The sequence below is a fragment of the Kluyvera sp. NPDC087067 genome (assembly GCF_044745165.1).
Taxonomy (GTDB): Bacteria; Pseudomonadota; Gammaproteobacteria; order Enterobacterales; family Enterobacteriaceae; genus Kluyvera.
Map to the genome: position 1 here is coordinate 280,587 of NZ_JBIUZS010000006.1, position 26,965 is coordinate 307,551.

A 26,965-nucleotide genomic window follows, 5' to 3' on the forward strand; every position below is an offset into this window, starting at 1 on the left:
TGCTGAAACCCTGGTTCATCAGGGTTTATGCCAGTATTCGTTGGTCACAACCAGATAATCCTTTCCCATACTTAGATAAATAAGGCAATAGATTAAATTGTCATGTCTGTAAATTTTACTGGCCATAAGTAGCTCCGTATCACCATCTTAGTAGCCATCAACTCACATCCAAGGACACTGGTTTATAGTAATACTGTTTTTAGTCAATTATATCTTATAAACCATAAATTTCTTACCATTCATAATTTTTCTGTAGTTGTATTTTTGAAGTAAACATTAATAATATAAAACAACATATTTTCAACATCCACTACCGGCATTAAACCCACTAATAAGTTAACAACTCACCTCATCCATTTCTTTTTCGTTAAATGGCATAACTTATCCTTTTTATCATATTCATATATGTATGACACACCCCCTCCCCCCATAAAATTACCATCATCTAACTGCGGGCTCTCATATATAGCAACATTTAATACATGACCTTCATCAACTATATTTATTTTATATTTTTCAATTCTTTTCCCGTCAGGAAAAGCACTCATTACACAAAACAAAGCAGAAGAGTCAAGGTTACTCAAGAAAATTTTCCCATCCCCCATAACTCCAGACAATGATTCATTTGAAAGTAATAACAACAACATCAGATAGCAATTTTTACTCATACACCTTCCTTCAATTAATTGTTGAAACTCCGTTACCATTGGCTTTTGGGTTATATTTAAGATAAGTTCCATCAGGTGTACCTAAATAACTTACATACTCTCTTTTCCCCATCCCATTCATATAAGAATTTGTTAAATCACGAGGTGAAAAGTGCAAGCTATCGTAAGAATCATTCTCTTTGGTTGTAATGTTACCGTCCAGATCTGAATAAAATCCATGAGTATGATAATCTCCTACTTTTTTGGTTCCTTCCGGGCATTTCATATTACGTAAATCAATGCTATCGTGTTCATCTGCTCTTTTAGCTTGCAACGAGAAATACTCACCTTTTTTCTTACATATTACCCCACCATATTCTTTATTTTCACTTATGGATTGGGCATTGCACATCGCTAATGCATATCGCCCTACATCATCTATATTTTTCGATTTGAAATCATATAGACCAAGAGGATCTATATTAGTAACTGGATTTAATGGATACTGGTATGGATTCCATCCTCCCGCCAGCCCTATCGGATCCTGCGTGATATACCTTCCCGTCAGCGGCTCATAATACCGGTGCCGGTTGTAGTGCAGCCCCGATTCCTCATCATACTGCTGGCCCGGCAGGCGAATATTCTGCGTGATGTTATGCGGGTTATTCTCACTGAGCTGATAACCCCACTCATTGTACTCCGCCTGCCAGACGACGTTTCCTTCGCTGTCCACCAGTGCCAGCGGCAGGCCCCGGTGGTCGTAGTGGTACAGGTGGATTTGTCGCGGCGGTTCATATACCGGCTCCAGCTGTGCCGCCATTCTTTCCACCGTCAGGCCGCAGCCTGCCAGCCAGCGGCGGTTTTCCTCACTGACGGCATTGACCCGCAACTCTGCTTCAAGTTTGTCCAGCATCTGTATCAGCACCGGCGGCATCATTAGCGGCTGTCCGTTCTCGCTGCCTTCCTGCTGGAGCTTCTCTGCCAGGCTGCGACGCTGGCTTTTCTCAAGCTCTGCGGTGGCGGTTTCGATGCGCAGGAGCGGGGTGAAGCTGCCCGGGGTGTACAGCGTCTGGATGCGGGTCTGCTGCGTCTGCTCCGTCACCAGCCGGTCGCCGTCCCAGCCGTACCAGGTGACGTACGGTTTACGGGAGAAGGCCATCTGGTCGTGGTCAGGGTGGTCGCGTTCCAGTTTCCACACCTGCTTGCCGATGCGGCGGCCCAGCGGGTCATAGAGGTAGCGGGCTTCCGCCTGCACGGTGTTGTACTGCGTGCGGGTGTAGTGAGTTAAGCGGTGCTGATTGTCGTAGTCGTAGCGATGGGTGCGCTCATCGTCCATCCGCGCCGCGTAGTCGGGGATGCGGTCGGTTTTCTCTGTAATCCTGCCGTGGAGGTCATAACGGTAGAGGTAATGTGCATCTTCGGTGATGCGGTTATTTTTCCATTCGGTAAACGGGCTGTCCGGGTACAGCTCCGGGTCCGGTAATCTGTTGCCCGTCGGGTCGGTGGCATACGGGATAGTGATATCCAGACTGGCGGCGAGAGTGCGCACGCTGGTCAGGCGTCCGCTGTCGCTGTAGCGGTAGTGCCGGGTCTGCAGCGGGCTGTGAATCTGTATCAGCTGTCCGGCATCGTTATAGCCGTAGTCACGGTTCAGCGTTTCGTGGTTCAGGTGTTGATGCTCTAGCTGACCGCCTGCGGTGTAAGCGCTGGTTTGCTCGTAAGCTCCGAAGCGGCGCTGCGTTTCCCGGTGCAGACGGTCGCGGGTCAGCTCGATAAGCGGGGTATCGCCGAGCTTCATCCCCGCGAGATAGCCGCTGCCGTAGATCAGCCACTCGACAGGCGGCAGGTTGTCCGGTTTAAACCGGTCAGGCAGCCCTTTCTCGCTGTAGGCCTGCCGGGTTTCGTGCTGCCACAGCAGTTCGTCTGTCTGCGGATGGCGCACCGTCTGGCGCTCGCCGGTGAGCCGGCCTTTGTGGTCGTAGCCGTAGTGTACGGCAACGCGGTGGCCTTCGCTGAGGTGGCTGATATCGGTCAGCCAGCCACGCTCGTCGTACTGCCACTGTTCTGCGGGCTCACCGTTGACGCTGCGGTGGGTCAGGCGGCCGGCTTCATCGTAGTGCCAGCCGGTGATGAGGTTTTCATCGCGGCTCTGCGTGAGTTTTCCGGTCAGGTCATACTGATAGCGCTCGCATCTGCCGTCAAAGCCGGTCTGCTCTGTCAGGCGGTCCATGACGTCATAACTGAACGTTGTGGTGGCGGCGTTTTCGTTGGTGAGCGTGGTTAAGCGGCTTGCGGCGTCATAGGCCATTTTCCGCGCCAGGCCGCCCTGGGTGGTGCTGATGATGTTGCCCCGGCTGTCGTAGTGGGTTTCTGTCCGGTTACCGTCCGGGCCGGTCACGGTGGTCAGGTCACCGGCGGCGTTGTAGTCGTAGCGGGTTTCATGACCGTCATTATCTTTCCGGGAAACCAGAAAACCACGGCGGTTATAGGTCTGGTAAACGCTCAGTCCTTCCTCGCGGTGCATCGCCGTCATCTGACCGAAGCGGTCATACTCGTAGCGCGTCTGGTATCCCGAGCAGTCGGTAAAGGCCAGCAGCAGCCCGTCGTCCCGCCAGCGCATCTTCTTGCGGCTGCCGGTCGCATCCTGTACCGAGGAAGGCAGTTCACTGCTCACGTCGTCATAACTGTACGTCGTGACTTCACCGCTGCGCGAGGTCTCCTTCACCAGCCGGCCCATTTCGTCATAGTCACGGCTGCTGTGCTGGCCGTCCGGGTACGTCGTGGCGGTCAGCTGGCTCTGGCGGTTATAGCCGTAGCGTGTTTTCCGGCCGTCCGGCCACATCACCTCCGTGACGATACCCGTGGTGACCGTCCGGCTGTATTCCGTGCGCCGTCCGGCGGCATCGGTCTGTGCCTTTAACCTGCCATAACCGTCGAACTCACTGTGAGTCACGCTGCCGTCGGCGAATTCTTTTTTCACCACCCGCTTCAGGCCGCCTTCGCCTTCGGTGTGTAAGACCTCGCGGCGGTTCAGACTGTCGGTGATAGTGACGGTGTTTTTACCATAGGCGTAGGTGTAGCTCAGGCCGTCGGGGTGATGCTGGGCGATAACCCGGTCATCGGTGTCATATTCGTAAGAAACCGAAGGACGCCCCGCGTACTGCTGGGCCACCATTCTGCCGGTGTGTTGCGGGTCATAAGAGAAGCGGCGCACCTGCACATCGCCACGGTCATAGACCGCCAGCAGTTCACCGCGCGGGGAGTAGGCGTAGCGTACCAGCGGGGCGGCGGGAAGGTCGTCAGGAAACAGCGGGTCATGCGTCAGCCACACCTGGGACAGGCGTATACCGCAGTCCTGACCGTATCCGGCGGCGGGCAGGGTTTGCGGGTATGGCACTTCAGCCGCTTCCGCGCACTGTGCCTGGGTGGTCAGCACCAGCTGAAACCGCCGCCCGTTGCCATCGGTGACGCCGGTGATGTGGCCGGCCAGCTCACCCTCTACCGCGCGGTGATAGCGCAGGGTACGACCGAAACGGTCCGCCAGCCCGGTCAGTACCCTGTACGGCGGCAGCGGCGCGGGAAGCACCTCATCCACGCCCGGCACCCGCTCTGCCCAGCCGAGTATCCACCAGGGTCCCTGAAAGCTGTTCGTTGCCAGATAAATATTCGGGCTTAAGCGGATATCTTCCGGCAGCGTCTGCCAGAGTGCATGCAGCGGATGACTGTCATGCAGGGCAGCAATCCCGCCCCGCGCCAGCCAGAAGGACTCGCTGCGGCTGTACGAGCACTCGCCCGGAAAGAGCGGTTCAAAGTGAATACTTCGCCCGCCGTTGTCGTTCAGAATCAGCGCTGCATCGCGCAGCTGTAAGCGCATGTCGGCGGGCATTTTCCAGCCGGGGCCGAACAGCCCCACCGGTGCCGGTGTTTTCGTCTGGTAGCTGTTATATGAGCGGGTGAGGATAAACGGCAGCGGGCCGGACAGCGCGATATCGGTCTCGCCGGGCTGCACCTTCGCCCCCAGCAGCGGGTTGACCGGGTTGCCGGAGGTCACCCCGCCGGGACACACCGAACAGGCGACGCCGGAGGGCGCACCAATCATCACACCCAGCGAGCCCTGCACTATCGGGCCACCGTATTTTGTCATGTCCCCCTGACGGGCCGCCGGTTTTCCACTCATCGCTCAAATCCTTTTGCTGTTCATCCATATGCACCAGAGAGTGCAAAAGTATTAGAAGCAATAACGATTCGGGAAGATGTGATGAGTGCTTTATTTTTATGCCAGAGGAAGTAAAAAACTCTTAATTTTCAGTTTATTAATAAAATTCAGTGATGAGCCACAATCTTAGATATCGCCCAGTAATGATTCCATGAGAGGCAAGGAATCATGCCGGTAAAATAGAGTACGTCTGTCAGGAACGAGATAAAAAGCTAAATAAATATTTATTTCATGCAAAAGGTCTTAAGCAGACCAGCCAAACTCAGGGCAGTATTTTAATCCCCATCGACTAAAATAAATGGATGCGTCCTGCCGAGTGCCGCACCATGAACGCCACCTTCTTTTGTCGTCTCCTCATCCCCTGCCTTAGCGCCCTTATGCTGATTCACCCGACCTATGCCGCTTCTACGAAGGATGCGTCATCTGAAGCGCTGGAGGTCAATATCGAAACTATTATGCAGCCGTGGACAGGCGATCTTCCCGGACAGCTCGACCGGCGGGTGATTCGGGTGTTAACCACCTACAGCAAGACCTTTTTTTTCATCACTAAAGGCCAGCAGCGCGGGGCAACTCACGATATTTTCGCCGCCTTTGAGCACAGTCTGAATGCACAACTGGCGAAAGATAAGAAGCTTAAGCAGCGCCATCTTAAGGTACGGATAATCTTCGTGCCGGTAACGCGAGATACGCTTTTTACCGCTCTCAATGAAGGTAAAGGAGATATCGCCGCCGCCAACCTCACCATCACCCCTTCACGTCAGCAAGAAGTCGCCTTCACCCAACCGCTCTACTCCGGGATCAAAGAACTGCTGATCTCAGGCCCTGCGTCTGTGCAAATAAAGAGTCTGGACGATCTCTCCGGCAAGACGGTATTTGTGCGTCTCTCATCAAGCTATTACGAAAGCCTGGCTGCCCTGAATGCGCGGTTCACCGAAGAAAAGCGCCCTCTTATCATCATCAAACCGGCTCCTGAAGCGCTGGAGGATGAAGATCTGCTGGAGATGCTTAACGCGGGGCTGATTCAACTGACCGTGGTCGACCGCCACAAAGCGATATTCTGGAAACAGATTTTCCCCAAAATTGAGGTACACGAAAAGATAGTGCTACGCGATGGCGGCAGTATCGCCTGGGCCGTGCGTAAAAATAATCCTAAGCTCCTGGCGGAACTTAATGATTTCGTGAAGGATCACCGTCAGGGCAGTACGCTGGGGAATACGCTTTTGCTGCGTTATCTGAAGAGCGCGGACTACGTTAAGAATGCCGCCGCTGAGAGGGAGCGCCGCAAGTTTCTTAAGATGGTGGAAGTATTCAGAAAATATGGCGACCGTTATGATGTTGACTGGCTCCTGATGGCCGCGCAGGGATATCAGGAATCGCGGCTCGATCAGTCGGTGCGTAGCCACGTCGGGGCGATTGGCGTGATGCAGGTGATGCCAAAAACCGGCAAAGAGTTGCAGGTGGGCGATATCAAGCTGCTGGATCCCAACATTCATGCCGGTGTGAAATATATGCGCTGGATGATCGATCGTTACTATGCCGACGAACCCATGACGCAGCTGGATAAGGCGCTGTTTTCCTTCGCATCCTATAACGCCGGGCCAGCACGTATTGCCCGGCTGCGGGTGGAAACGAAAAAACGCGGTTTTGATCCCGATATCTGGTTTGGTAACGTCGAAAATCTTGCTGCCGAGAAGATTGGCGCTGAGACGGTGACCTACGTCAGCAATATCTATAAATACTACATCGCTTATCGGCTGATTCTCGATGAGATGAACCGCAAACGGGTGGCAACCGGGAAACCACCGATTCTGCCGGTTCTCAATGACACATCAGTAACTAACTGAACGCGCGAACGCCGCGACTACATTACCTCTCGGAGCTAAGCCGCTGCGTGGTTTTGCCTGATGGCGCTTCGCTTATCATGCCTACAAATACAGGGTCAGAGCGTTGGCTTAAACGGTCGGCTCTAAAAAGCAAAAACCCTGCCGAAGCAGGGTTTTGATATTCTGAGTTCGCGAAAGCGCGAGTCTTAGAATGGGATATCGTCGTCGAAGTCCATTGGTGGTTCGTTGGACTGCGCTGGTGCAGACTGAGGCTGCTGCTGCGGACGAGACTGCGCGCCGCCGCTGAACTGATTGCCGCCCTGTGGCTGCTGAGGCTGACCCCAACCGCCCTGCTGCTGGCCGCCAGCATTACCGCCTGCTGGTGCGCCGCCGCCCTGACGGCCGCCGAGCATCTGCATGGTGCCGCCCACGTTCACGACCACTTCAGTGGTGTACTTTTCAGCACCGGACTGATCGGTCCATTTACGGGTACGCAGCTGGCCTTCGATATAAACCTGAGAGCCTTTACGCAGGTATTCGCCCGCAACTTCCGCCAGCTTGCCAAACAGCACGACGCGGTGCCATTCGGTCTGCTCTTTCATTTCACCGGTCGCTTTATCGCGCCAGGATTCGGAAGTAGCCAGCGTAATGTTGGCAACTGCGCCACCATTCGGCATATAGCGCACTTCCGGGTCCTGGCCCAGGTTACCGACGAGAATCACCTTGTTTACGCCTCTGCTGGCCATGTTTGTCTCTCCTGAATATGTGTCTTGATTAAGTGTAAACGCGCCAGTGTATCATTTCCAGACGCTATTTTGGTAGCTGCGAGGCAGATTCCACTAAACATCTTATTGCGCTGCAATTTTCATCAGTTACTCCATTGGCCATTCCAATACTGTATATTCATTCAGGTTAAGTTGTGTCATAATTAGCCGTTTCTGCCGTTTGTCCTTCAAACAAACCAGGCAATCCGTGTATCTTCTACCGGGAAAGGTGAATGGATAAGATCGAAGTTCGGGGCGCCCGCACCCATAATCTCAAAAACATCAACCTCGTCATCCCTCGCGACAAACTGATTGTCGTGACCGGGCTGTCTGGGTCTGGTAAATCCTCATTGGCTTTCGACACCCTCTACGCCGAGGGACAGCGCCGCTATGTAGAATCGCTTTCTGCCTATGCGCGTCAGTTCCTGTCGTTGATGGAAAAGCCGGACGTCGATCATATTGAAGGGCTGTCGCCAGCGATTTCTATCGAGCAGAAATCGACCTCGCACAACCCACGCTCTACCGTCGGCACCATCACCGAAATTCACGACTATCTGCGTCTGCTGTACGCTCGCGTCGGCGAACCGCGCTGCCCGGACCACGACGTGCCGCTGGCGGCGCAAACCGTCAGCCAGATGGTCGATAACGTGCTGTCACAGCCTGAAGGCAAACGCCTGATGCTGCTGGCGCCTATCATTAAAGAACGCAAAGGCGAGCACACCAAAACGCTGGAAAACCTGGCAAGCCAGGGCTATATCCGCGCGCGTATTGACGGCGAAGTGTGTGACCTGTCCGATCCGCCAAAGCTCGAACTGCAAAAGAAACACACCATTGAAGTGGTGATTGACCGCTTTAAAGTTCGTGACGATTTGACGCAGCGTCTGGCTGAGTCCTTTGAAACCGCGCTGGATCTCTCCGGCGGTACGGCGGTGGTCTCCGATATGGATGACCCGAACGCGGAAGAGCTGCTGTTCTCCGCCAACTTCGCCTGCCCGATTTGCGGCTACAGCATGCGCGAGCTGGAACCGCGCCTGTTCTCGTTCAACAACCCGGCTGGCGCCTGCCCGACCTGTGATGGTCTGGGCGTGCAGCAATATTTCGATCCTGACCGCGTTATCCAGAACCCTGAGCTATCGCTTGCCGGTGGCGCAATTCGCGGCTGGGATCGCCGCAATTTCTACTACTTCCAGATGCTGAAATCGCTGGCAGAGCACTACAAGTTCGATGTAGAAGCGCCATGGGAAAGCCTGAGCGCCACCGCGCAGAAAGCAATTCTTAGCGGGTCTGGCAAAGAGTCGATTGAATTTAAGTACATCAACGACCGTGGCGACACCTCCGTGCGTCGCCATCCGTTTGAAGGCGTGCTGCACAATATGGAGCGCCGTTATAAAGAGACGGAATCCAGCGCAGTACGTGAAGAACTGGCGAAATTTATCAGCAACCGCTCCTGCACCAGCTGCGACGGCACCCGTCTGCGCCGCGAAGCGCGCCACGTGTACGTTGAGAATACGCCGCTGCCCACCATCTCGGATATGAGCATTGGTCATGCGCTGGATTTCTTCACCAACATGAAGCTATCCGGTCAGCGAGCAAAAATTGCTGAGAAAGTGCTAAAAGAGATTGGCGATCGCCTGAAGTTCCTGGTCAACGTGGGCCTGAACTACCTGACCCTGTCGCGTTCAGCGGAAACGTTGTCCGGCGGCGAGGCCCAGCGTATCCGTCTGGCGAGCCAGATTGGCGCGGGGTTGGTTGGCGTGATGTACGTGCTGGACGAACCGTCAATCGGCCTGCACCAGCGCGATAACGAACGTCTGCTGGGAACGCTTATCCACCTGCGTAATCTTGGCAACACGGTGATTGTGGTTGAGCATGATGAAGATGCCATTCGCGCCGCCGACCACGTTATCGACATTGGCCCAGGCGCGGGTGTGCATGGCGGTCAGGTTGTCGCGGAAGGGACGCTTGACGACATTATGGCGGTGCCGGAGTCGTTAACCGGGCAGTTCATGAGCGGTAAACGTAAAATTGAAGTGCCAAAAAATCGTGTGCCGGCAGACCCGGAAAAAGTGCTCAAACTGACGGGCGCATCGGGTAACAACTTAAAAGACGTGACCCTGACGCTGCCGGTTGGCCTGTTTACCTGCATCACCGGTGTGTCCGGTTCGGGTAAATCGACCCTGATCAATGACACGCTGTTCCCGATTGCCCAGACTCAGCTCAATGGTGCCACCATCGCCGAACCCGCGCCGTATCGTGACGTGCAGGGGCTTGAGCATTTCGATAAGGTTATCGACATCGACCAGAGCCCGATTGGCCGTACGCCGCGCTCTAACCCGGCAACCTACACCGGCGTCTTCACGCCAGTGCGTGAGCTATTTGCCGGTGTACCGGAGTCACGTACCCGTGGTTATACGCCGGGGCGCTTTAGCTTTAACGTGCGCGGTGGACGCTGCGAAGCCTGCCAGGGCGATGGCGTCATCAAAGTCGAAATGCACTTCCTGCCGGATATCTACGTGCCGTGCGATCAGTGCAAAGGCAAACGCTATAACCGCGAAACGCTGGAGATTAAGTACAAAGGCAAGACCATCCACGAAGTACTGGATATGACCATTGAAGAAGCGCGTGAGTTCTTTGATGCCGTTCCGGCGCTGGCGCGTAAGCTGCAAACGCTGATGGATGTAGGCCTCACCTATATTCGTCTTGGCCAGTCGGCGACCACGCTGTCCGGCGGTGAAGCCCAGCGCGTGAAGCTGGCGCGTGAGCTGTCAAAACGCGGCACCGGCCAGACGCTGTATATTCTGGATGAGCCAACGACCGGCCTGCACTTTGCGGACATCCAACAGCTGCTGGAAGTGCTGCATCAGCTTAGGGATCAGGGCAACACCATCGTGGTGATTGAGCACAACCTCGACGTCATTAAAACGGCGGACTGGATTGTCGACCTGGGGCCTGAAGGCGGCAGCGGCGGGGGTGAAATCCTCGTTTCCGGTACGCCAGAAACGGTGGCTAACTGCGAAGCCTCGCACACCGCGCGTTTCCTGAAGCCTTTGCTGGGTTAATCACGAGTAGAGCTGCTGTCGGAGCGTTTCCGGCAGCAGATCCACCGCCAGCTGATACGACGCATCCACCAGATAATAAATTTGTGAGCCCGGCAGCGAGCCGTCCAGGTAAACGGTGCTCCAGTGCGCTTTATTGAGATGGCGGCTTGGGCGCACATCTTTATGCTGCTGGCGCAGCAGTTCTGCCAGTTCGGGGCTGGTTTTCAGCGACACCGCCGGGCGGTCTTCAACATCTTTCACCATCGCAAACAGCACGTCGGCCACTTTAATCTGTGTTGCCTTCCAGTCACTGTGTACGCTCTGTTCCGCGCCACGCTTCGCCATGCAGTACTGCAGAAGATCCGAACTGGTCATCATTTTTACTCCTTTAAGTCTCACAAACCATTTTTGTGCAAAAAAGCATCATTTCAGTGTGCAGCAAGATGCCGAAAGGATAAACCTCCCAGCAGCTTATTTTGACTAAAAAAGCATCATTTATTGGTACAAATTGTAGGCCGGATAAGCGAAGCGCCATCCGGCCATCTGCTCTATGCTGCCGGATGGCGGCGTAAACGCCTTATCCGGCCTACAACGGTTTGGCGTTAGTACTCGGAGTTAACGATCACTTCTTCGTTAAATGCACCGGCTTGCGGCAGCGGGCGATAGGTCGAGTTAGAAGCGCGCAGGACGCGGATAGCACGGGCCCCCACTTCACGCGCGGCGGTGATGTCGTTATCAGAATCACCGTAGAACACGCGGATATTTTTCTCTTTAAGCCACTGGGTTTTACTGTTCTGGCCCGGATGGTCACCGGCGAAAATGACCGGATTCATGCTGGCGCCGGGGATCAGAAAATCGTCCTGCAACGTTTTTGATACGGTTTCGGTTTTGGTCTGGCTCCGGCCGGTCACAAAGTAAATGCTATCGCCGCGCTTCACGTGCATCGCAATCAGCGAGCGGGCCACCTCTTTCGGAATACTGAAAGCATCCCAGCCGTTGTTCATTTTTTCCCAGAATTCCGGGTTTTTCAGGTAATCCTGGGAATCCGGTGAGTAGGTCTTTTGTCCGCGCCAGAAGCCGGGGCTGGAAAACAGCACGGTATCATCGATATCAAAACCGACCGCCATCGGCGGATGGCCGAGCAGACTATTTTCAATTTGGGCGACTGAAACCCAGTGGATTGGCGCTTGTTCGGCAAGTTTCGCCACATCGGTACCGGGATAGAGCGGAGACGGTGACGAAGCATGGGCCGTCACCGTAGAATTCAGTGCAAATAACAAGCAGACGGCACTGAGAGCTTGCGTGATCTTGCGCATGGTTTCCCTTAAATCGTCGAGTCGTTATTGTCATAAAGTGAGAGGCGCTTCAAATAAAAGCCCTGCGACCTTACCGTCTGGGAGGGGGGAAAGGAAGGTTTTTCTGAGAATAATCCTGGAAAAAGTAAGGTGATCACACTTTGAGGCTTTCATTGCACTCTGGCCTGGAATAATGCTCCAAGCCAGAGTGAGCACCCACTTACATTACAGCAGCGAACGCTTTTGCGACACGACGAACGTTACGAGTATTGAGTCCAGCCACGCACATACGGCCGCTCGCAATGAGGTAAACACCAAACTCATCGCGCAGACGATCCACCTGAGCGGCGCTAAGGCCGGTGTAGCTGAACATCCCACGCTGCTTAAGAAGATAGTCAAAATTACCGTTCGGCATCTCTTCTTTCAGCACCTGCACTAACGCTTCGCGCATGTTCTGGATACGTACGCGCATCCCTTCCACTTCAGCCAGCCATTGGGACTTCAGCTGCGCGTCGCCCAGTACCGTTGCCACTACCTGCGCACCGTAATTTGGCGGGCTGGAGTAGTTGCGGCGGACGGTGGCTTTAAGCTGCCCCAGCACGCGCAGCGCCGTTTCGTTGTCTTCGCAAACAACCGATAAGCCGCCAACGCGCTCGCCGTAAAGGGAGAAAATCTTGGAGAATGAGTTGCTGACCAGCGCAGGCAGACCTGCATCGGCAATGGCGCGGATCGCGTAGGCATCGTCATCCATCCCCGCGCCAAAGCCCTGATAGGCGATGTCGAGGAACGGGATCAGCTCACGCGCTTTCAGCACTTCAACCACCGCATCCCACTCTTGATGCGTCAGGTCCGCACCGGTTGGGTTATGGCAGCATGGGTGCAGCAGCACAATACTGCGTGCCGGCAGTGCGTTTAGCGCTTCCAGCAGTGCATTAAGGCGAACGCCGTTGGTTTCGCTGTCAAACCACGGATAAGTGCCGACGGTGAAGCCCGCACCTTCAAAAATGGCAATATGGTTTTCCCAGGTCGGGTCGCTGACCCATACGCCGGAGCCCGGGAAGTAGCGTTTGAGGAAATCAGCGCCAATTTTTAACGCGCCGGAGCCGCCAACCGTTTGGATAGTGGCGACGCGCTGTTGCTGGAGAACCGGGTGGTCTGCGCCAAACAGCAGCGGCGCTACGGTATGGCGATAGCTGTTAAGCCCTTCCATCGGCAGGTATAAGGACGCACCGTGCGGCTGCGCATTCAAACGTGCTTCAGCTTTTGCCACGGAGTCTAGCTGCGGGATGATACCGTCTTCGTTATAGAACAGGCCGATGCTGAGGTTTACTTTCTCGCTGCGGGGATCTTCTTTGAAGCGTTCCATTAACGAAAGAATGGGGTCGCCCGCATAGGCGTCAACTTTTTGAAACACGCGATGGTTCTCCAGGTTTACAGAAGGCAGGAAATAACACAATAAACCGGATGGGAAAGAAGATCGAGAGGTTGTTTCGCTTAGTCGCAAGATTGCCGGATGGCGGCGTAAACGCCTTATCCGGCCTACAGTACACACGCGATGCAGGCAGGATAAGCGCCAGCGCCATCCAGTACACAGCCAACACCCATGTAGGCCGGATAAGCGCCAGCGCCATCCGGCACACAGCCAACACCCAATGTAGGCCGGATAAGCGTCAGCGCCATCCGGCACACAGCCAACACCCAATGTAGGCCGGATAAGCGCAAGCGCCATCCGGCCAGAGCCAACACCCATGGAGGCCGGATAAGCGCCAGCGCCATCCGGCGCACCACGGTATTCGTAGCCTGACCGAACGCAGTGACGCCGGGGAACAGCGGCGTAAAACTAATCGATATACTTCATCGCCACCCGTGAAGTCAGGCGCGTAATAAGTTCGTAAGCACTCACTTTTGTGAGTTCTGCGATACGCTCAACCGGTAGCCCGTCACCCCATAGAATCACCGGGTCACCGGTTTTATCCGCGGCGGCAGGCCCCAAATCGACGCAGATCATGTCCATTGCCACACGACCGACAATCGGCACTTCCCGACCGTTCACCAGCACCGGCGTACCGGAAGGCGCCGCGCGCGGATAACCGTCGCCGTAGCCCATGGCCACCACGCCTAAACGGGTGTCACGTTCGCTAATCCACGTGCCGCCGTAGCCGACCGCCTCGCCCGCTTTATGCTCGCGGACGGCAATCAGGCTGGAAGTCAGCGACATCACCGGCTGCATTCCAAAATCCGGGCCCCAGGGCTTGTGCTCTAGCGGTGAGACGCCGTAGAGAATGATCCCCGGACGTGCCCAGTCAAAGTGCGACTGCGGCCACAGCAAGATCCCGCCAGAGGCTGCAATCGAACGCTGGCCCGGCTTGCCTTCGGTAAAGGTGTTGAAAATATCAAGCTGGCGTTCCGTCGCACCACTTTCGGGCTCATCGGCACGGGCAAAGTGGCTGACGATATTCACCGGCTGACGCACATTTTTGCACTGGCTCAGGCGCTGATAAAAGGCATCGGCTTCTTCCGGGCGAACGCCCAGGCGATGCATGCCGGTATCAAGCTTCATCCACACGGTGACCGGTTCGTTCAGCTGTGCCGCTTCCAGCGCTTCGAGCTGCTCAACGTTATGTACGGCGGTGTGCAGATGCTGCGCCGAGATGGTCGGCAGGTCTGTTGCATTGAAGAAGCCTTCCAGCAGCAGGATAGGCTGAGTGATCCCGCCCTCACGCAGGCGCAATGCTTCTTCAAGACGGGCCACGCCAAAAGCATCGGCGTCGGGGAGCGTTCGCGCGGTCTCAAGAAGACCGTGTCCGTAGGCGTTCGCTTTCACCACCGCAACCAGCTTACTGGCAGGCGCCAGTTCACGCAGACGTTGCAGGTTGTGTCGCAGAGCGCGGCGGTTAATGACTACAGTTGCCGCTTGCATTTGTGTTCCTTGATAAGTGTTTGCTTAATAAACCTGATTTGCTTGTTATTCGTCGTCGTACTGCGGCCCTGCGTAGTTATCGAAACGCGACCATTGACCGTTAAACGTCAGGCGCACCGTACCGATTGGGCCGTTACGCTGTTTACCGATAATAATCTCAGCAATGCCTTTTAAGTCACTGTTTTCGTGATAAACCTCATCACGATAGATGAACATGATTAAGTCGGCATCCTGCTCGATGGAGCCGGATTCACGCAGGTCGGAGTTGACCGGGCGCTTGTCCGCACGTTGTTCCAGGGAGCGGTTAAGCTGCGATAGCGCCACCACCGGCACGTGAAGCTCTTTAGCTAAGGCTTTGAGCGAGCGGGAGATTTCGGCAATTTCCAGCGTACGATTGTCGGAAAGCGACGGCACGCGCATCAGCTGGAGGTAGTCGATCATAATTAGCCCGATACCGCCGTGTTCACGGGCGATACGGCGAGCACGAGAGCGAACTTCCGTCGGCGTCAGGCCGGAGGAGTCATCAATATAGATGTTACGTTTTTCCAGCAGGATCCCCATGGTGCCGGAGATACGCGCCCAATCCTCATCGTCGAGCTGGCCGGTACGAATACGGGTCTGGTCAACGCGCGACAATGATGCCAGGGAACGCATCATAATCTGTTCTGATGGCATTTCGAGACTGAAGATCAGTACCGGTTTATCCTGCAACATCGCCGCATTTTCGACGAGGTTCATGGCAAATGTCGTTTTACCCATCGACGGACGCGCCGCCACAATAATCAAGTCCGATGGCTGAAGGCCTGCGGTTTTTTTATTGAGATCATCGTAGCCGGTGTTCACGCCGGTAACGCCGTCATGCGGCTGCTGGAAAAGCTGCTCGATACGGGCGACGGTAGCGTCGAGAACTTCGGTAATGTTTCTCGGGCCTTCGTCTTTATTGGCGCGGCTTTCAGCGATTTTAAAGACGCGAGATTCCGCCAGATCCAGCAGGTCCTCGCTGGTGCGGCCCTGAGGGTCGAAACCGGCTTCGGCGATTTCGTTAGCCACCGAGATCATTTCACGGACAACGGCACGTTCGCGAACGATATCCGCATAAGCGCTAATGTTCGCCGCACTTGGCGTGTTTTTTGATAACTCTGCCAGATATGCAAAACCGCCGACGCTGTCCAGTTGCCCCTGCCGCTCAAGCGATTCCGCGAGCGTTATCAGGTCAATCGGGCTGCCGGATTCCTGCAAACGGCCCATTTCGGTGAAGATATGGCGATGCGGACGGGTATAGAAATCATCAGACACCACACGCTCTGCGACGTCGTCCCAGCGCTCGTTATCCAGCATAAGACCGCCCAACACCGATTGTTCCGCTTCAATCGAGTGCGGCGGGACTTTCAGACCAGCAACCTGAAAATCGCGCTCGCGAGGTTCGGTTTGCGGTTTGTTGAAGGGTTTATTTGCTGCCATAGTGAATGGTATTACCGAGATAAAGAGTGGGTCGAAAGATTACCACATAATCGTTCTGGAGGAAGCATGGCAACCCGTATTGAATTTAGCAAACATGGCGGCCCCGAAGTGCTTAACGCGGTCGAGTTCACCCCATCAGCCCCCGGCGAAAACGAAGTGCAGGTGGAAAACAAAGCCATCGGCATCAACTACATCGATACCTACATTCGCAGCGGCCTCTATCCACCGCCGTCCATGCCGAGCGGGTTAGGTACCGAAGCGGCGGGCGTGGTCAGCCAGGTGGGGAGCAACGTTAAGCACATTAAAGCGGGCGATCGCGTGGTATACGCACAGTCCGGGCTTGGCGCGTACAGCTCAGTGCATAACGTGCCCGCGGATAAAGTCGCCCTGCTGCCCGCGGCGATCTCTTACGAGCAGGCCGCCGCGTCATTCCTCAAGGGTTTAACGGTCTTTTATCTGCTGCGTAAAACCTATGAAATTAAACCCGGCGAGCCGTTCTTGTTCCATGCAGCGGCAGGCGGCGTCGGGCTGATTGCCTGTCAGTGGGCCAAAGCGTTAGGCGCGAAGCTTATCGGTACGGTAGGCAGCGCAGAAAAAGCCGAGCGCGCTAAACAGGCGGGCGCCTGGCAGGTCATTAATTATCGGGATGAGAATATTGCCGAGCGGGTGAAAGAGATTACCGGCGGTAAAAAACTCCCGGTGGTGTACGACTCGGTGGGCAAAGATACCTGGGAAGCGTCGCTCGACTGCTTAAAACGCCGTGGCCTGATGGTCAGCTTTGGTAACTCATCCGGCCCGGTGACCGGCGTCAATCTGGGGATCCTTAATCAGAAAGGTTCGCTGTTTGTCACCCGCCCTTCCCTTAACGGCTACATCACAAATTATGATGAGCTTAAAGAGGCCAGCCATGAGCTGTTTTCGCTTATCGCCAGCGGCATCATAAAAGTGGATGTGGCAGACAGCCAGAAGTACCCGCTGAAAGAGGCGCGGCGCGCCCATGAAATTCTCGAGAGCCGGGCAACACAGGGCTCAAGCCTGCTGATCCCGTAAATTTTCCCGCCCACAAAAGACTAGGGCTTCCCGTAGGAAGCCCTTTCTTTTTTTAGTTCGGCTGTATGTAGGGTACAGCTCGATGAATTCGTTAACCGAGCCATAGTGACAGATTTATTACGCAAAACCTACGGCGTTTTATGCAAAATTATTGAGGTTGTGACGAACGCCTCAATACCTCCGATAGTTGCTGCGCCAGGTCTGATTTTTCGGTGATTTAATCGCCCGAATAACCCACACGGCGACCACCGCCAGAATCAACCACGGCAGCAGTTTAAGCATAATCGCGAACAAACCACCGACAAACATCAGGGCGGTGGCAGCCACCAGCGCGGCAATAATGCCGAGCAGAGAGATACCGGTCACCAGCAGCACCACAAAAAATCCAATCACAAATAACAGTTCCAGCATGGTCGTTCTCCCTCATTAAACGCTTTTCTGCTGGGATCATTACAAGAATCGTGCCAAAACTAACTTATTGAATACAAACAAAAACGCCTTACAGCATTGTGTAAGGCGTGGTGAATTTGACCAGGTTTTAGCGAAATAATTAGCGCTTATCGGCCACCAGCTTCAATGCGTGCTCCAGCACATTGATATCGGCGCCAGGTTTATGCGCATTTTCACTCAGGTAGCGACGCCACTGGCGCGCGCCCGGAATGCCCTGGAACAGCCCCAGCATATGACGGGTCACGTGGCCCAGATAGGTGCCGTTACTCAGCTCACGTTCAATGTACGGATACATCGCACGCACCACCGCCACCGGGTCAGCATCCATACCGCTGGCAGCAAAGATTTCACGGTCGACGGACGCCAGAATACCTGGATTCTGATAGGCTTCGCGACCCACCATCACGCCGTCCATATGTTGCAGATGCGCTTTGGCTTCTTCCAGCGACTTAATGCCCCCATTGATGGACATGGTCAGGTGCGGGAAATCACGCTTGAGCTGATAAACACGTGGATAGTCGAGCGGCGGGATCTCACGGTTCTCTTTCGGGCTTAAGCCAGAAAGCCACGCTTTACGCGCATGGATAATAAACATCTCGCATTCACCGCGACCAGATACGGTGTCAATGAAGTCGCAGAGAAATTCGTAGCTGTCCTGGTCGTCAATGCCGATACGGGTTTTGACCGTTACCGGGATAGATACCACATCGCGCATCGCCTTCACACAATCCGCCACCAGCTGCGCGTTGCCCATCAGGCAGGCACCGAACATGCCGTTTTGTACGCGGTCAGACGGGCAGCCAACGTTGAGGTTAATTTCATCATAGCCTCTCTCCTGCGCCAGCTTCGCACAGTGCGCCAGCGCGGCCGGATCGCTCCCACCAAGCTGTAGTGCAATCGGGTGCTCTTCGTCGCTGTAGGCCAGATAGTCGCCTTTACCGTGAATAATCGCCCCGGTGGTCACCATTTCGGTATACAGCAGCGTGTGCTGCGACAGCAGGCGCAGGAAGTAGCGGCAGTGTCTGTCCGTCCAGTCGAGCATCGGCGCGATGGAGAAACGGTGAGCGGGGAAAGCAGCAGTCGAAGTTTCTGACAACATGGCGATTATTTAAGCATCCGAAAAAAGGGGGGCGGGTACTATAGCACAAAGCTAAGGTGGAGATGTAATAGCCGCATCGGAGCACCTGCATGAGAAAATTTGGCTATTGGCCAGGAAATTCCCCGGCGGCGCTGCGCTTGGCCGGGCTACCAATAGAGGTAGCCCGGACGAGGTGCGCAAGCACCGACTCCGGGGCGAGTGCGGTTTAGAACGTGACGCTAACCTGCGCGCCTGCGCCCCAGGTTTGGTCTTCGCCGTAGAGTCCCATCAGGTCGAGGTGTACCCGGTTAAACGGCGCAAAGCCGACGCCGCCGGTGAAGACGTTGCTGTCGTTGTTTTTGACGTCCGCGCGATAACCTGCGCGCAGCGCCAGCCAGTCGAGCGGACGCACTTCGGCACCCACGCCGACATACTGCGAGCTTTCCTCACTCTTGAAGCCTTTGGTTTCAGTCAGGTCACCGTCGGCGCTCAGGGTCAGCATATCGGTATGCCAGGCCACGCCTGCGGTCACCAGTGGGCGAATCTGGTAGGTGTCGCGCACACCGCCCACCTCTTTGGTGTCGATATCGCGGGAGAACAGGTTTTGCCCGCTCAACCCCACCGTCCAGTTCTCGCCAAAATCGGCGGCCATTCCGGCATCGACGTTAAAACCGGTGTCGTCGTTACGATAGCGGCTGCTATTGATATCGTCGCTGCTGAAGTTGTAGATCGACACGGTGTAGTTGTAGAGCCAGGTTTTTTGCAGTTTTGGCGTAACGCCAAAGGATACGGGAACGCCGCCAACATCAAACTGGCGGGCAATGGCTACCCCGTAGTCGGAGACGATCGCCGCCCGACCATAGCCTTTTGATTTAAGATTTTGCGGGTTAACCGCCAATGCGCTGGAAGGCACCGCTTCAACGCCGCGCAGCAGGTCGATATCACCCTGGTCGATATACGAACTCACTCGCGCCCGGGCGTTCGCTTTCGCGACAAACGCCACGTCCAGTGTCTCATTTGGAATACTCACCGCCAGCCCCGCCCCGGCTTTCGCGCTGGCGGTTTTGCCTTGCAATGATGAGAGCTGATTGGCTAAATCCCCTGCCGCTGAGGAAACCTGTCGATAGCCAGGGCTGCCGGGAATAAACAGATCGAAAAGATTAATATTGTCGAGAGAATGGCGATAATTGTTCACATCATCGCTGATATCATCGATTTTATCGCGCAGATTGTCTTTATCCGATATCTGCGCGCCAATCGTTGGTAGGATTACCGTCACATCGTCGTCCGGCCTGGATTTCGCCAGCAACGCCGGGTTAATCAGCACGCCGCTGCCATAGTTCCCGGACGCCACACCGGTGCCACCCATGGCGTCATTTCTGGCTTCCGTCCATCCGTTTGCTGCCCCTGCCTGTCCTGCCACTAAAAAAGAGACAGCGATCCCCATCAGCGAAAATTTTTCGTTTTTTTTCACAGTTTGCCCGTCTTATTGTCTGTTATGAAACAACGCTCCCTCCGTTATCACCTGGAGAGAGACGAACTATTGCTGTGAATAACGGGACAAAAAGTGTCTTGTTCCCTTAACTGAAATTTTCGACAGGGCTATCGTTATTAGTAAGCGCCCTACTCTTTTATAGAAGAGGATCGTTAATTCCGCCCGGGTTTTCCGTCATGGGGGCCAAAAAACTGCGGCGGATGATCCACCCAACGGTCTTCGCGCGTCACGGCATACGAAGCGTTTAACGGATAGTAGATGCGGTTTGAACGCTTATTTGCCTCACCAACCACCAATAAACGCACCTCTTCTGAGGTGTTATTGATAAAGGTGTGGCAAACCCCGGTTCCGGCCGGAAAACCCACGCTGTCACCCGGCTCAAGTTTCCACAAATAGCCGTTGATCCACGCCTGAGGGTAGCCCTCCAGCACATAAACAAACTCTTCTTCATCACTTTCAGCGTGCGGGTAAGAGGTGCGGCGGCCGGGCGGTAATCGCTCGTGGTGAATACCGATATGCCTTAACCCCAGCGCGCGAGCCAGCGGGGCGCCAATAGCAAAACGTTCTTCGCTATCGGGATAAGTCGAATTATCGGGTCCTTCAACATCGTGCCAATGGCGAATGCAATCGGGTCTTTTCATCATTTTCGTCCTGAGTGTGAACTGTGCCTGCCATAACACACCTATAGCACACTGGTGGAAACTCGGTGTTTCCGGCATAACATGATAAAGTATGCGTTTGTTTCACTCGTGACTTGAGGACGCCAATGGATAAGACCACTACGCAAGAACTGTTAGCGCAAGCTGAAATGCTTTGTGCGCAACGCGGCGTGCGCCTGACTCCGCAACGTCTGGAAGTACTGCGCCTGATGAGTTTGCAGGAAGGGGCGATTAGCGCCTACGATCTGCTCGACCTGCTGCGTGTCAAAGAACCTCAGGCTAAACCGCCAACGGTTTACCGGGCGCTGGAGTTTTTGCTGGAACAGGGTTTTGTCCATAAAGTCGAATCTGCCAACAGCTACGTGCTGTGCCATCTGTTCGATCAACCGACACACACCTCGGCGATGTTTATCTGCGACCGCTGTGGCGTGGTGAAGGAAGAGTGTGCGGAAGGGGTGGAAGATATTATGCATACGCTGGCGGCAAAAATGGGCTTTGCCCTGCGCCATAACGTGATTGAAGCACATGGTTTATGTTCAGGATGCGTGGAAGTGGAAGCGTGCCGAGCGCATGAACATTGCCAACACGATCATACTATTCAGATTAAAAAGAAATCCCGCTAGCGGGCGCTAAACGGGGGAGCGTACATCCTTGTACGCACGGGTAGGAATTAAACGTTACCAGTGATGGTTATTACGTTTGTCCCAGGTATCCACTTCTTTCTCGGCTTCATCCTTCGCGTAGCCGTAACGTTCCTGAATTTTACCGACCAGCTGATCGCGTTTCCCTTCGATCACCGTCATATCATCATCGGTCAGTTTGCCCCATTGCTCTTTCACTTTACCTTTCAGCTGTTTCCAGTTACCGCCGACTTCGTCTTTATTCATAGTTAAATCCTCGAACGTCAGTGTGTGATTAGTGAAGGTTGCTGTAGAGCAGACGTCTTTTTCTCTAAGCGTGATAATAATTGTAGTCACTCATTCTGGGTGTGATTCACTATTCGGAATCTTTAACCGTTTCGTCAAACAAACCAGCTATTGTTCCGCCAGTGCCGACGCCAGATAACCGCCAGAGATAAACCGCGTAAAGCGAGGAAAACCGCCAGCGCCAACCACAGACCGTGGTTGCCCAGCCACGGCAAGGCCAGCAGCGTTAATGCAAACCCCGCCGCCGCAACCGCCATGCTGTTACGCATCTCGGCACCGCGCGTTGCGCCAATGAACATGCCATCAAGCAGATAACACCACACGCCGATCACTGGCAGCACCACCTGCCAGAGCACATAGCGGTCGGCTAGCTGTTGCAGTTCAGGCAAGGACGTCAGCAGCGCGACAATATGCTCGCCGAAAATGGCATAGATCAGCGCGAAGGCCAGCGCCACCACGCCCGCCTGACGACACGCAGCCCGCCATACCTCCAGCAGTTTGCTGTCATCGCGCGCACCATAGGCCTGCCCGGAGTGCGCTTCTACCGCGTAGGCAAAGCCGTCCAGCGCGTAGGCCGTGAAGGTCAGCATGGTCATCAGCACCGCATTCACCGCCACGACGTCGCTACCAAGACGTGCGCCAAAAACGGTCACCGCGCCAAAGCACAGCTGGAGCAGTAACGAACGCAGCATGATGTCGCGGTTTAGCGCCAGCAAGCGGCGGAAATCCCCTGCCCATGCGGTTTTGAGCATTGCCCAGGAAATCCCGCGCATAACCAGCACCTTGCGAACCATGCCCAGCCCCACCAGCAAGGTGGCGTATTCGGCAATCGCCGTCGCCATCGCCGCGCCCTGCACGTTCATGTGCAGTCCCATGACTAGCCACAGATCCAGCACGATGTTCAGCACGTTGCCGACCACCAAAAGCACCACCGGCGCGCGGGCGTATTGCACGCCGAGCAACCAGCCCAGCAGCACCAGATTTGCCAGTGACGCGGGCGCGCTTAACCAGCGGATAGTGAGGAAACGCCGCGCCTGCTCGAGCACCTCGCCGCTTCCCCCAACGATGGACAACGCCAGATCGATTAATGGATTTCTGAACAGGACAATCAGTAGCCCCGCCCCTAGCGCCAGCAGCAGCGGCTGTACCAACGCGCGAGCCAGCGCATGCGGATTTTTGGCACCAAACGCCTGTGAGGTCAGGCCGGTGGTGCTCATGCGTAAAAACAGCAGCAGCATGAACAGGAAGCTGGTGGCGGTGGCACCAATCGCCACGCCGCCGAGGTAAACCGGGCTATCAAGGTGACCAATCACGGCAGTATCCACCAGTCCCAGAAGGGGAACGGTGATATTGGAGAAAATCATGGGTAGCGCAAGGCGCCACAGAGCCTTATCGGCACGAGTAAGTAGCGGCATGTGTATAGACCAGAAAGAAAAAAGGCTGTGATAGCGAGAGCCTCACAGCCGTTTAAAACAGGGGAAAGGTTACAGCCATTCACCGTTGCGTATAACGCCAACGGCCAGCCCTTCAATGGAGAAGCTCTGCTGACGCAGATCGACCACGATAGGGGAAAATTCGCTGTTTTCTGGCAGCAGTTCGACGACGTTACCTTGTTTTTTCAGGCGTTTCACCGTCACTTCTTCGTCGATTCGCGCGACCACAACCTGCCCGTTACGCACGTCCTGAGTTTTATGCACAGCAAGCAGATCGCCATCCATAATACCGATATCTTTCATCGACATGCCGCTCACGCGAAGCAGGAAATCTGCGCTTGGTTTGAACAGCGAAGGGTCAACCTGGTAGTGCCCTTCAATGTGCTGCTGCGCCAGCAGCGGTTCACCGGCTGCCACGCGACCTATCAGCGGCAGGCCCGTTTCTTCTTCCACCAGCAGGCGGATACCACGAGAGGCGCCTGAAACAATTTCAAGAACCCCTTTACGCGCGAGCGCTTTGAGGTGTTCTTCAGCCGCGTTTGGGGAACGGAACCCCAAGCGCTGAGCAATTTCCGCACGCGTTGGCGGCATGCCCGTCTGGCCGATGTGATCCCGGATGAGATCAAACACCTCTTGCTGCCTGGTCGTTAATGCTTTCATTCCGCCCCCTGGGTGTATATACAGTTATGCTGTGAGTATATACAGCTAGTGTCTATTTTGGAACCGTAAAACACGCAAAATCAGGCAGTTTTCACAGCTTTAGTGGAAATGCGCCCACAACAGGATGCCCCAGGTGATAAGCGCAACGAAAATCGACAGTAGCACCGCCGCCGATCCCATGTCTTTCGCCCGCCCGGACAGCTCGTGATACTCCGAGCCAATACGGTCAACTACCGCTTCCAGTGCACTATTGAGAATTTCCACTATCATCACCAAAAGGACAGAACCGATAAGCAGCACGCGGGTGATGGGATCAACGTCCAGCCAGCAGGCGATGATAATTGCCACGACCGAGGCGACGCCTTCCTGACGGAATGCCGCTTCGTTGATCCATGCTGCGCGAAATCCTTTCCAGGAATAGCCAGCAGCTTTGATGATTCGGGTGAGCCCAGTGGTATTATTGGCCATCTAAAGAACCTTTTTCATTTATACGTCAATGACAATGCGTGTTATGAAGCGGTAGAACAGAAATTCTGCCGACTTTCTGATATTCTTGCCGCGCATTTGCATGATTAACCAGAGGCTTTACATCGTTTATGTCCGGCTGGCCACGAATTTACTACAAATTACTGAATTTACCATTAAGTGTTCTGGTAAAGAGCAAGTCTATTCCGGCAGAACCTGCCCAGGAATTGGGGCTTGATACATCACGTCCAATTATGTATGTCCTGCCTTATAACTCTAAGGCCGACTTACTGACGCTGCGCGCGCAGTGTCTGGCGCACGAGCTTCCCGACCCGCTTGAACCGTTAGAGATCGACGGCACCCTGCTGCCGCGCTACGTGTTCATTCACGGTGGCCCTCGCGTCTTTACATACTACACGCCGAAAGAAGAGTCGATTAAGCTGTTCCACGACTATCTCGATCTGCACCGCAGCAATCCCAATCTGGATGTGCAAATGGTGCCGGTATCGGTGATGTTTGGGCGTTCTCCAGGTCGCGAGAAAGGCGAAGTGAATCCGCCATTGAGGATGCTAAACGGCTTCCAGAAATTCTTTGCCGTCTCCTGGCTTGGCCGCGATAGCTTCGTGCGTTTTTCGCCGTCCGTCTCGCTGCGCCGCATGGCCGACGAGCATGGTACGGATAAAACCATCGCCCAAAAACTGGCGCGCGTGGCGCGTATGCACTTTGCCCGCCAGCGTCTGGCTGCGGTAGGCCCACGCCTGCCTGCGCGTCATGACCTGTTCAAAAAACTGCTGGCGTCAAAAGCGATTGCTAAAGCGGTAGAAGATGAAGCGCGCAGCAAAAAAATCTCCCACGAAAAGGCGCAGCAGAATGCGATTGCGCTGATGGAAGAGATTGCCGCTAACTTCTCCTATGAGATGATCCGTCTGACCGACCGTATCCTGAGTTTTACCTGGAACCGTCTGTATCAGGGGATTAACGTGCATAACGCCGAGCGCGTACGCCAGCTGGCGCACGACGGGCATGAGATTGTGTATGTGCCCTGCCACCGCAGCCACATGGACTATCTGCTGCTTTCTTACGTGCTCTATCACCAGGGGCTGGTGCCGCCGCATATTGCTGCCGGTATCAACCTGAACTTCTGGCCGGCTGGCCCGATTTTCCGCCGCCTGGGCGCGTTCTTTATCCGTCGTACCTTCAAGGGCAATAAGCTCTACTCCACCGTGTTCCGGGAATATCTGGGCGAGCTGTTTAGCCGTGGTTATTCCGTCGAGTACTTCGTTGAGGGCGGACGCTCTCGTACCGGTCGCCTGCTGGATCCGAAAACCGGCACCCTGTCGATGACGATTCAGGCGATGCTGCGCGGCGGCTCACGTCCTATTACGCTGGTGCCTATCTATATCGGTTACGAGCACGTGATGGAAGTGGGCACTTACGCCAAAGAGTTACGCGGCGCGACGAAAGAGAAAGAGAGCTTACCGCAGATGCTGCGCGGCTTAAGCAAACTGCGCAATCTGGGACAGGGTTATGTGAACTTCGGTGAACCGATGTCGCTGATGTCCTATCTCAACCATCACGTACCGGAATGGCGCGAGTCTATCGATCCTATCGAAGCGGTGCGCCCTGCGTGGCTGACTCCAACTGTCAATAAAATGGCAGGCGAGCTGATGGTGCGCATCAACAACGCCGGTGCGGCAAACGCCATGAACCTGTGCTGTACCGCGTTGCTGGCTTCGCGTCAGCGTTCACTGACCCGCGAGCAGCTTACTCAGCAACTGGATTGCTATCTGGCGCTGATGCGTAACGCGCCGTACTCTGAAGATGCGACAGCGCCAAAAGCGACGGCGAGCGAGCTTATCGACCACGCGTTGCAGATGAACAAGTTCGAAGTCGAGAAAGACACCATCGGCGATATCATCATTCTGCCGCGCGAGCAGGCGGTGCTGATGACTTACTACCGCAATAACATCGCGCACATGTTGATCATGCCGTCGCTGCTGGCCTCCATCATGACCCAGCATCGTGATATCACTCGTGAGCAGGTGTTAAGCACTATCGATACCTTGTATCCGATGCTGAAAGCCGAACTGTTCCTGCGCTGGGAACGCGCAGAGCTTCCGGCGGTTATCGATACGTTGATAGCGGAAATGGCACGTCAGGAGATGATCACCGTGGATAACGGTGAATTGCACATTAATGCATCTCACTCCCGGACGCTGCAACTGCTGGCCGCCGGTGCGCGCGAAACGCTACAGCGTTATGCGATCACCTTCTGGTTGCTCAGCGGCAATCCGTCAATGAACCGCAGCACCCTTGAGAAAGAGAGCCGCACGCTGGCACAGCGCCTTTCCGTTCTGCACGGCATCAACTCGCCGGAGTTCTTCGATAAAGCGGTGTTCTCATCGCTGGTACTGACCCTGCGTGATGAAGGCTATATCAGCGACAGCGGCGATGCTGAGCCGGAGGAGACGATGAAGGTGTACCAGATGATGGCAAACCTGATTACCTCGGACGTGCGCTTGACGATTGAGAGCGTGACGCAGGAAGAGGCGGCGCAGTAAAAACAAAAATCCCCGGCAATGACC

The 26,965-nt window shown here is 54.9% G+C and carries 21 protein-coding genes; 5 read left to right on the plus strand and 16 right to left on the minus strand.

Annotation, left to right across the window (positions count from 1 at the left end):
- Positions 1–344: 344 nt before the first annotated feature.
- Together ACIPDS_RS16900 and ACIPDS_RS16905 are read right to left on the minus strand one after the other, a co-directional pair.
- Positions 345–668: a hypothetical protein gene (locus tag ACIPDS_RS16900; RefSeq protein WP_400738171.1), complete on the minus strand. Its 324-nt coding sequence runs from the start codon at positions 666–668 to the stop codon at positions 345–347.
- A gap of 10 nt (positions 669–678) precedes the next feature.
- Entirely contained in the window at positions 679–4,824 is a 4,146-nt protein-coding gene (locus ACIPDS_RS16905) for an RHS element core protein (protein WP_400738174.1), read from the minus strand.
- A 365-nt stretch (positions 4,825–5,189) separates the two neighbouring features.
- Here ACIPDS_RS16905 and ACIPDS_RS16910 point away from each other — a divergent pair, with 365 nt between their 5' ends.
- The gene (locus tag ACIPDS_RS16910; protein ID WP_400738307.1) at positions 5,190–6,707 is read left to right on the plus strand and encodes a transporter substrate-binding domain-containing protein; all 1,518 of its coding nucleotides are present in this window, start codon (positions 5,190–5,192) and stop codon (positions 6,705–6,707) included.
- 185 nt (positions 6,708–6,892) lie between these two features.
- Here the strand turns inward: ACIPDS_RS16910 and ssb1 are convergent, their stop codons facing one another.
- Entirely contained in the window at positions 6,893–7,432 is a 540-nt protein-coding gene (gene ssb1 / locus ACIPDS_RS16915; protein WP_166517273.1) for a single-stranded DNA-binding protein SSB1, read from the minus strand.
- 251 nt (positions 7,433–7,683) lie between these two features.
- On the opposite strand from ssb1, the gene uvrA reads away from it, so the two are divergent.
- Positions 7,684–10,509 carry an excinuclease ABC subunit UvrA gene (uvrA, locus tag ACIPDS_RS16920; RefSeq protein WP_166517272.1) on the plus strand — a complete coding sequence of 942 codons (2,826 nt, stop codon included), beginning with the start codon at positions 7,684–7,686 and terminating at the stop codon, positions 10,507–10,509.
- Here uvrA and ACIPDS_RS16925 read toward each other — a convergent pair whose 3' ends face one another.
- From ACIPDS_RS16925 to dnaB, 5 genes are all read right to left on the minus strand, one after another.
- The gene (locus ACIPDS_RS16925; RefSeq protein ID WP_166517282.1) at positions 10,510–10,863 is read right to left on the minus strand and encodes an MmcQ/YjbR family DNA-binding protein; all 354 of its coding nucleotides are present in this window, start codon (positions 10,861–10,863) and stop codon (positions 10,510–10,512) included.
- Between the two features lie 227 nt (positions 10,864–11,090).
- Positions 11,091–11,804: an acid phosphatase AphA gene (gene aphA, locus ACIPDS_RS16930; protein WP_166517271.1), complete on the minus strand. Its 714-nt coding sequence runs from the start codon at positions 11,802–11,804 to the stop codon at positions 11,091–11,093.
- A gap of 199 nt (positions 11,805–12,003) precedes the next feature.
- The gene (gene tyrB / locus ACIPDS_RS16935; RefSeq protein ID WP_400738180.1) at positions 12,004–13,197 is read right to left on the minus strand and encodes an aromatic amino acid transaminase; all 1,194 of its coding nucleotides are present in this window, start codon (positions 13,195–13,197) and stop codon (positions 12,004–12,006) included.
- A gap of 426 nt (positions 13,198–13,623) precedes the next feature.
- Positions 13,624–14,703 (minus strand): alanine racemase, encoded by a 1,080-nt coding sequence (gene alr, locus ACIPDS_RS16940; RefSeq protein ID WP_400738183.1) that lies wholly within the window; start codon positions 14,701–14,703, stop codon positions 13,624–13,626.
- A gap of 45 nt (positions 14,704–14,748) precedes the next feature.
- A complete protein-coding gene (gene dnaB, locus ACIPDS_RS16945) occupies positions 14,749–16,164 on the minus strand; it encodes a replicative DNA helicase (protein ID WP_400738186.1) in 1,416 nt (471 codons plus the stop codon).
- Between the two features lie 66 nt (positions 16,165–16,230).
- Here dnaB and ACIPDS_RS16950 point away from each other — a divergent pair, with 66 nt between their 5' ends.
- On the plus strand, positions 16,231–17,214 hold the full coding sequence (locus ACIPDS_RS16950; RefSeq protein ID WP_400738189.1) for a quinone oxidoreductase: 984 nt from the start codon (positions 16,231–16,233) through the stop codon (positions 17,212–17,214).
- Between the two features lie 171 nt (positions 17,215–17,385).
- Here the strand turns inward: ACIPDS_RS16950 and pspG are convergent, their stop codons facing one another.
- The 4 genes from pspG to ACIPDS_RS16970 all read right to left on the minus strand — a co-directional run bounded on the left by pspG (position 17,386) and on the right by ACIPDS_RS16970 (position 20,878).
- Positions 17,386–17,625: an envelope stress response protein PspG gene (pspG, locus tag ACIPDS_RS16955; protein ID WP_166517265.1), complete on the minus strand. Its 240-nt coding sequence runs from the start codon at positions 17,623–17,625 to the stop codon at positions 17,386–17,388.
- A 139-nt stretch (positions 17,626–17,764) separates the two neighbouring features.
- A complete protein-coding gene (gene dusA, locus ACIPDS_RS16960; RefSeq protein ID WP_400738193.1) occupies positions 17,765–18,763 on the minus strand; it encodes a tRNA dihydrouridine(20/20a) synthase DusA in 999 nt (332 codons plus the stop codon).
- Positions 18,764–18,968: 205 nt separating this feature from the next.
- Positions 18,969–20,216: a conjugal transfer protein TraF gene (gene traF / locus ACIPDS_RS16965; RefSeq protein WP_400738196.1), complete on the minus strand. Its 1,248-nt coding sequence runs from the start codon at positions 20,214–20,216 to the stop codon at positions 18,969–18,971.
- A gap of 173 nt (positions 20,217–20,389) precedes the next feature.
- The gene (locus tag ACIPDS_RS16970) at positions 20,390–20,878 is read right to left on the minus strand and encodes a cupin domain-containing protein (RefSeq protein ID WP_166517280.1); all 489 of its coding nucleotides are present in this window, start codon (positions 20,876–20,878) and stop codon (positions 20,390–20,392) included.
- Between the two features lie 125 nt (positions 20,879–21,003).
- Here ACIPDS_RS16970 and zur point away from each other — a divergent pair, with 125 nt between their 5' ends.
- Positions 21,004–21,519, plus strand: a complete 516-nt coding sequence (gene zur, locus ACIPDS_RS16975; RefSeq protein ID WP_166517261.1) for a zinc uptake transcriptional repressor Zur — start codon at positions 21,004–21,006, stop codon at positions 21,517–21,519.
- 54 nt (positions 21,520–21,573) lie between these two features.
- On the opposite strand, the gene ACIPDS_RS16980 is transcribed toward zur, so the two are convergent.
- The 4 genes from ACIPDS_RS16980 to ACIPDS_RS16995 all read right to left on the minus strand — a co-directional run bounded on the left by ACIPDS_RS16980 (position 21,574) and on the right by ACIPDS_RS16995 (position 24,383).
- Positions 21,574–21,783 carry a CsbD family protein gene (locus tag ACIPDS_RS16980; RefSeq protein WP_166517260.1) on the minus strand — a complete coding sequence of 70 codons (210 nt, stop codon included), beginning with the start codon at positions 21,781–21,783 and terminating at the stop codon, positions 21,574–21,576.
- A 134-nt stretch (positions 21,784–21,917) separates the two neighbouring features.
- A complete protein-coding gene (dinF, locus tag ACIPDS_RS16985) occupies positions 21,918–23,237 on the minus strand; it encodes an MATE family efflux transporter DinF (protein ID WP_400738201.1) in 1,320 nt (439 codons plus the stop codon).
- 69 nt (positions 23,238–23,306) lie between these two features.
- Positions 23,307–23,915, minus strand: a complete 609-nt coding sequence (gene lexA, locus ACIPDS_RS16990; RefSeq protein ID WP_400738204.1) for a transcriptional repressor LexA — start codon at positions 23,913–23,915, stop codon at positions 23,307–23,309.
- A gap of 99 nt (positions 23,916–24,014) precedes the next feature.
- Positions 24,015–24,383 (minus strand): diacylglycerol kinase, encoded by a 369-nt coding sequence (locus ACIPDS_RS16995; protein ID WP_166517257.1) that lies wholly within the window; start codon positions 24,381–24,383, stop codon positions 24,015–24,017.
- Between the two features lie 128 nt (positions 24,384–24,511).
- Here ACIPDS_RS16995 and plsB point away from each other — a divergent pair, with 128 nt between their 5' ends.
- Complete coding sequence (plsB, locus tag ACIPDS_RS17000) at positions 24,512–26,941, plus strand: glycerol-3-phosphate 1-O-acyltransferase PlsB (protein WP_166517256.1); 2,430 nt, start codon at positions 24,512–24,514, stop codon at positions 26,939–26,941.
- The last annotated feature ends 24 nt before the right edge of the window (positions 26,942–26,965 follow it).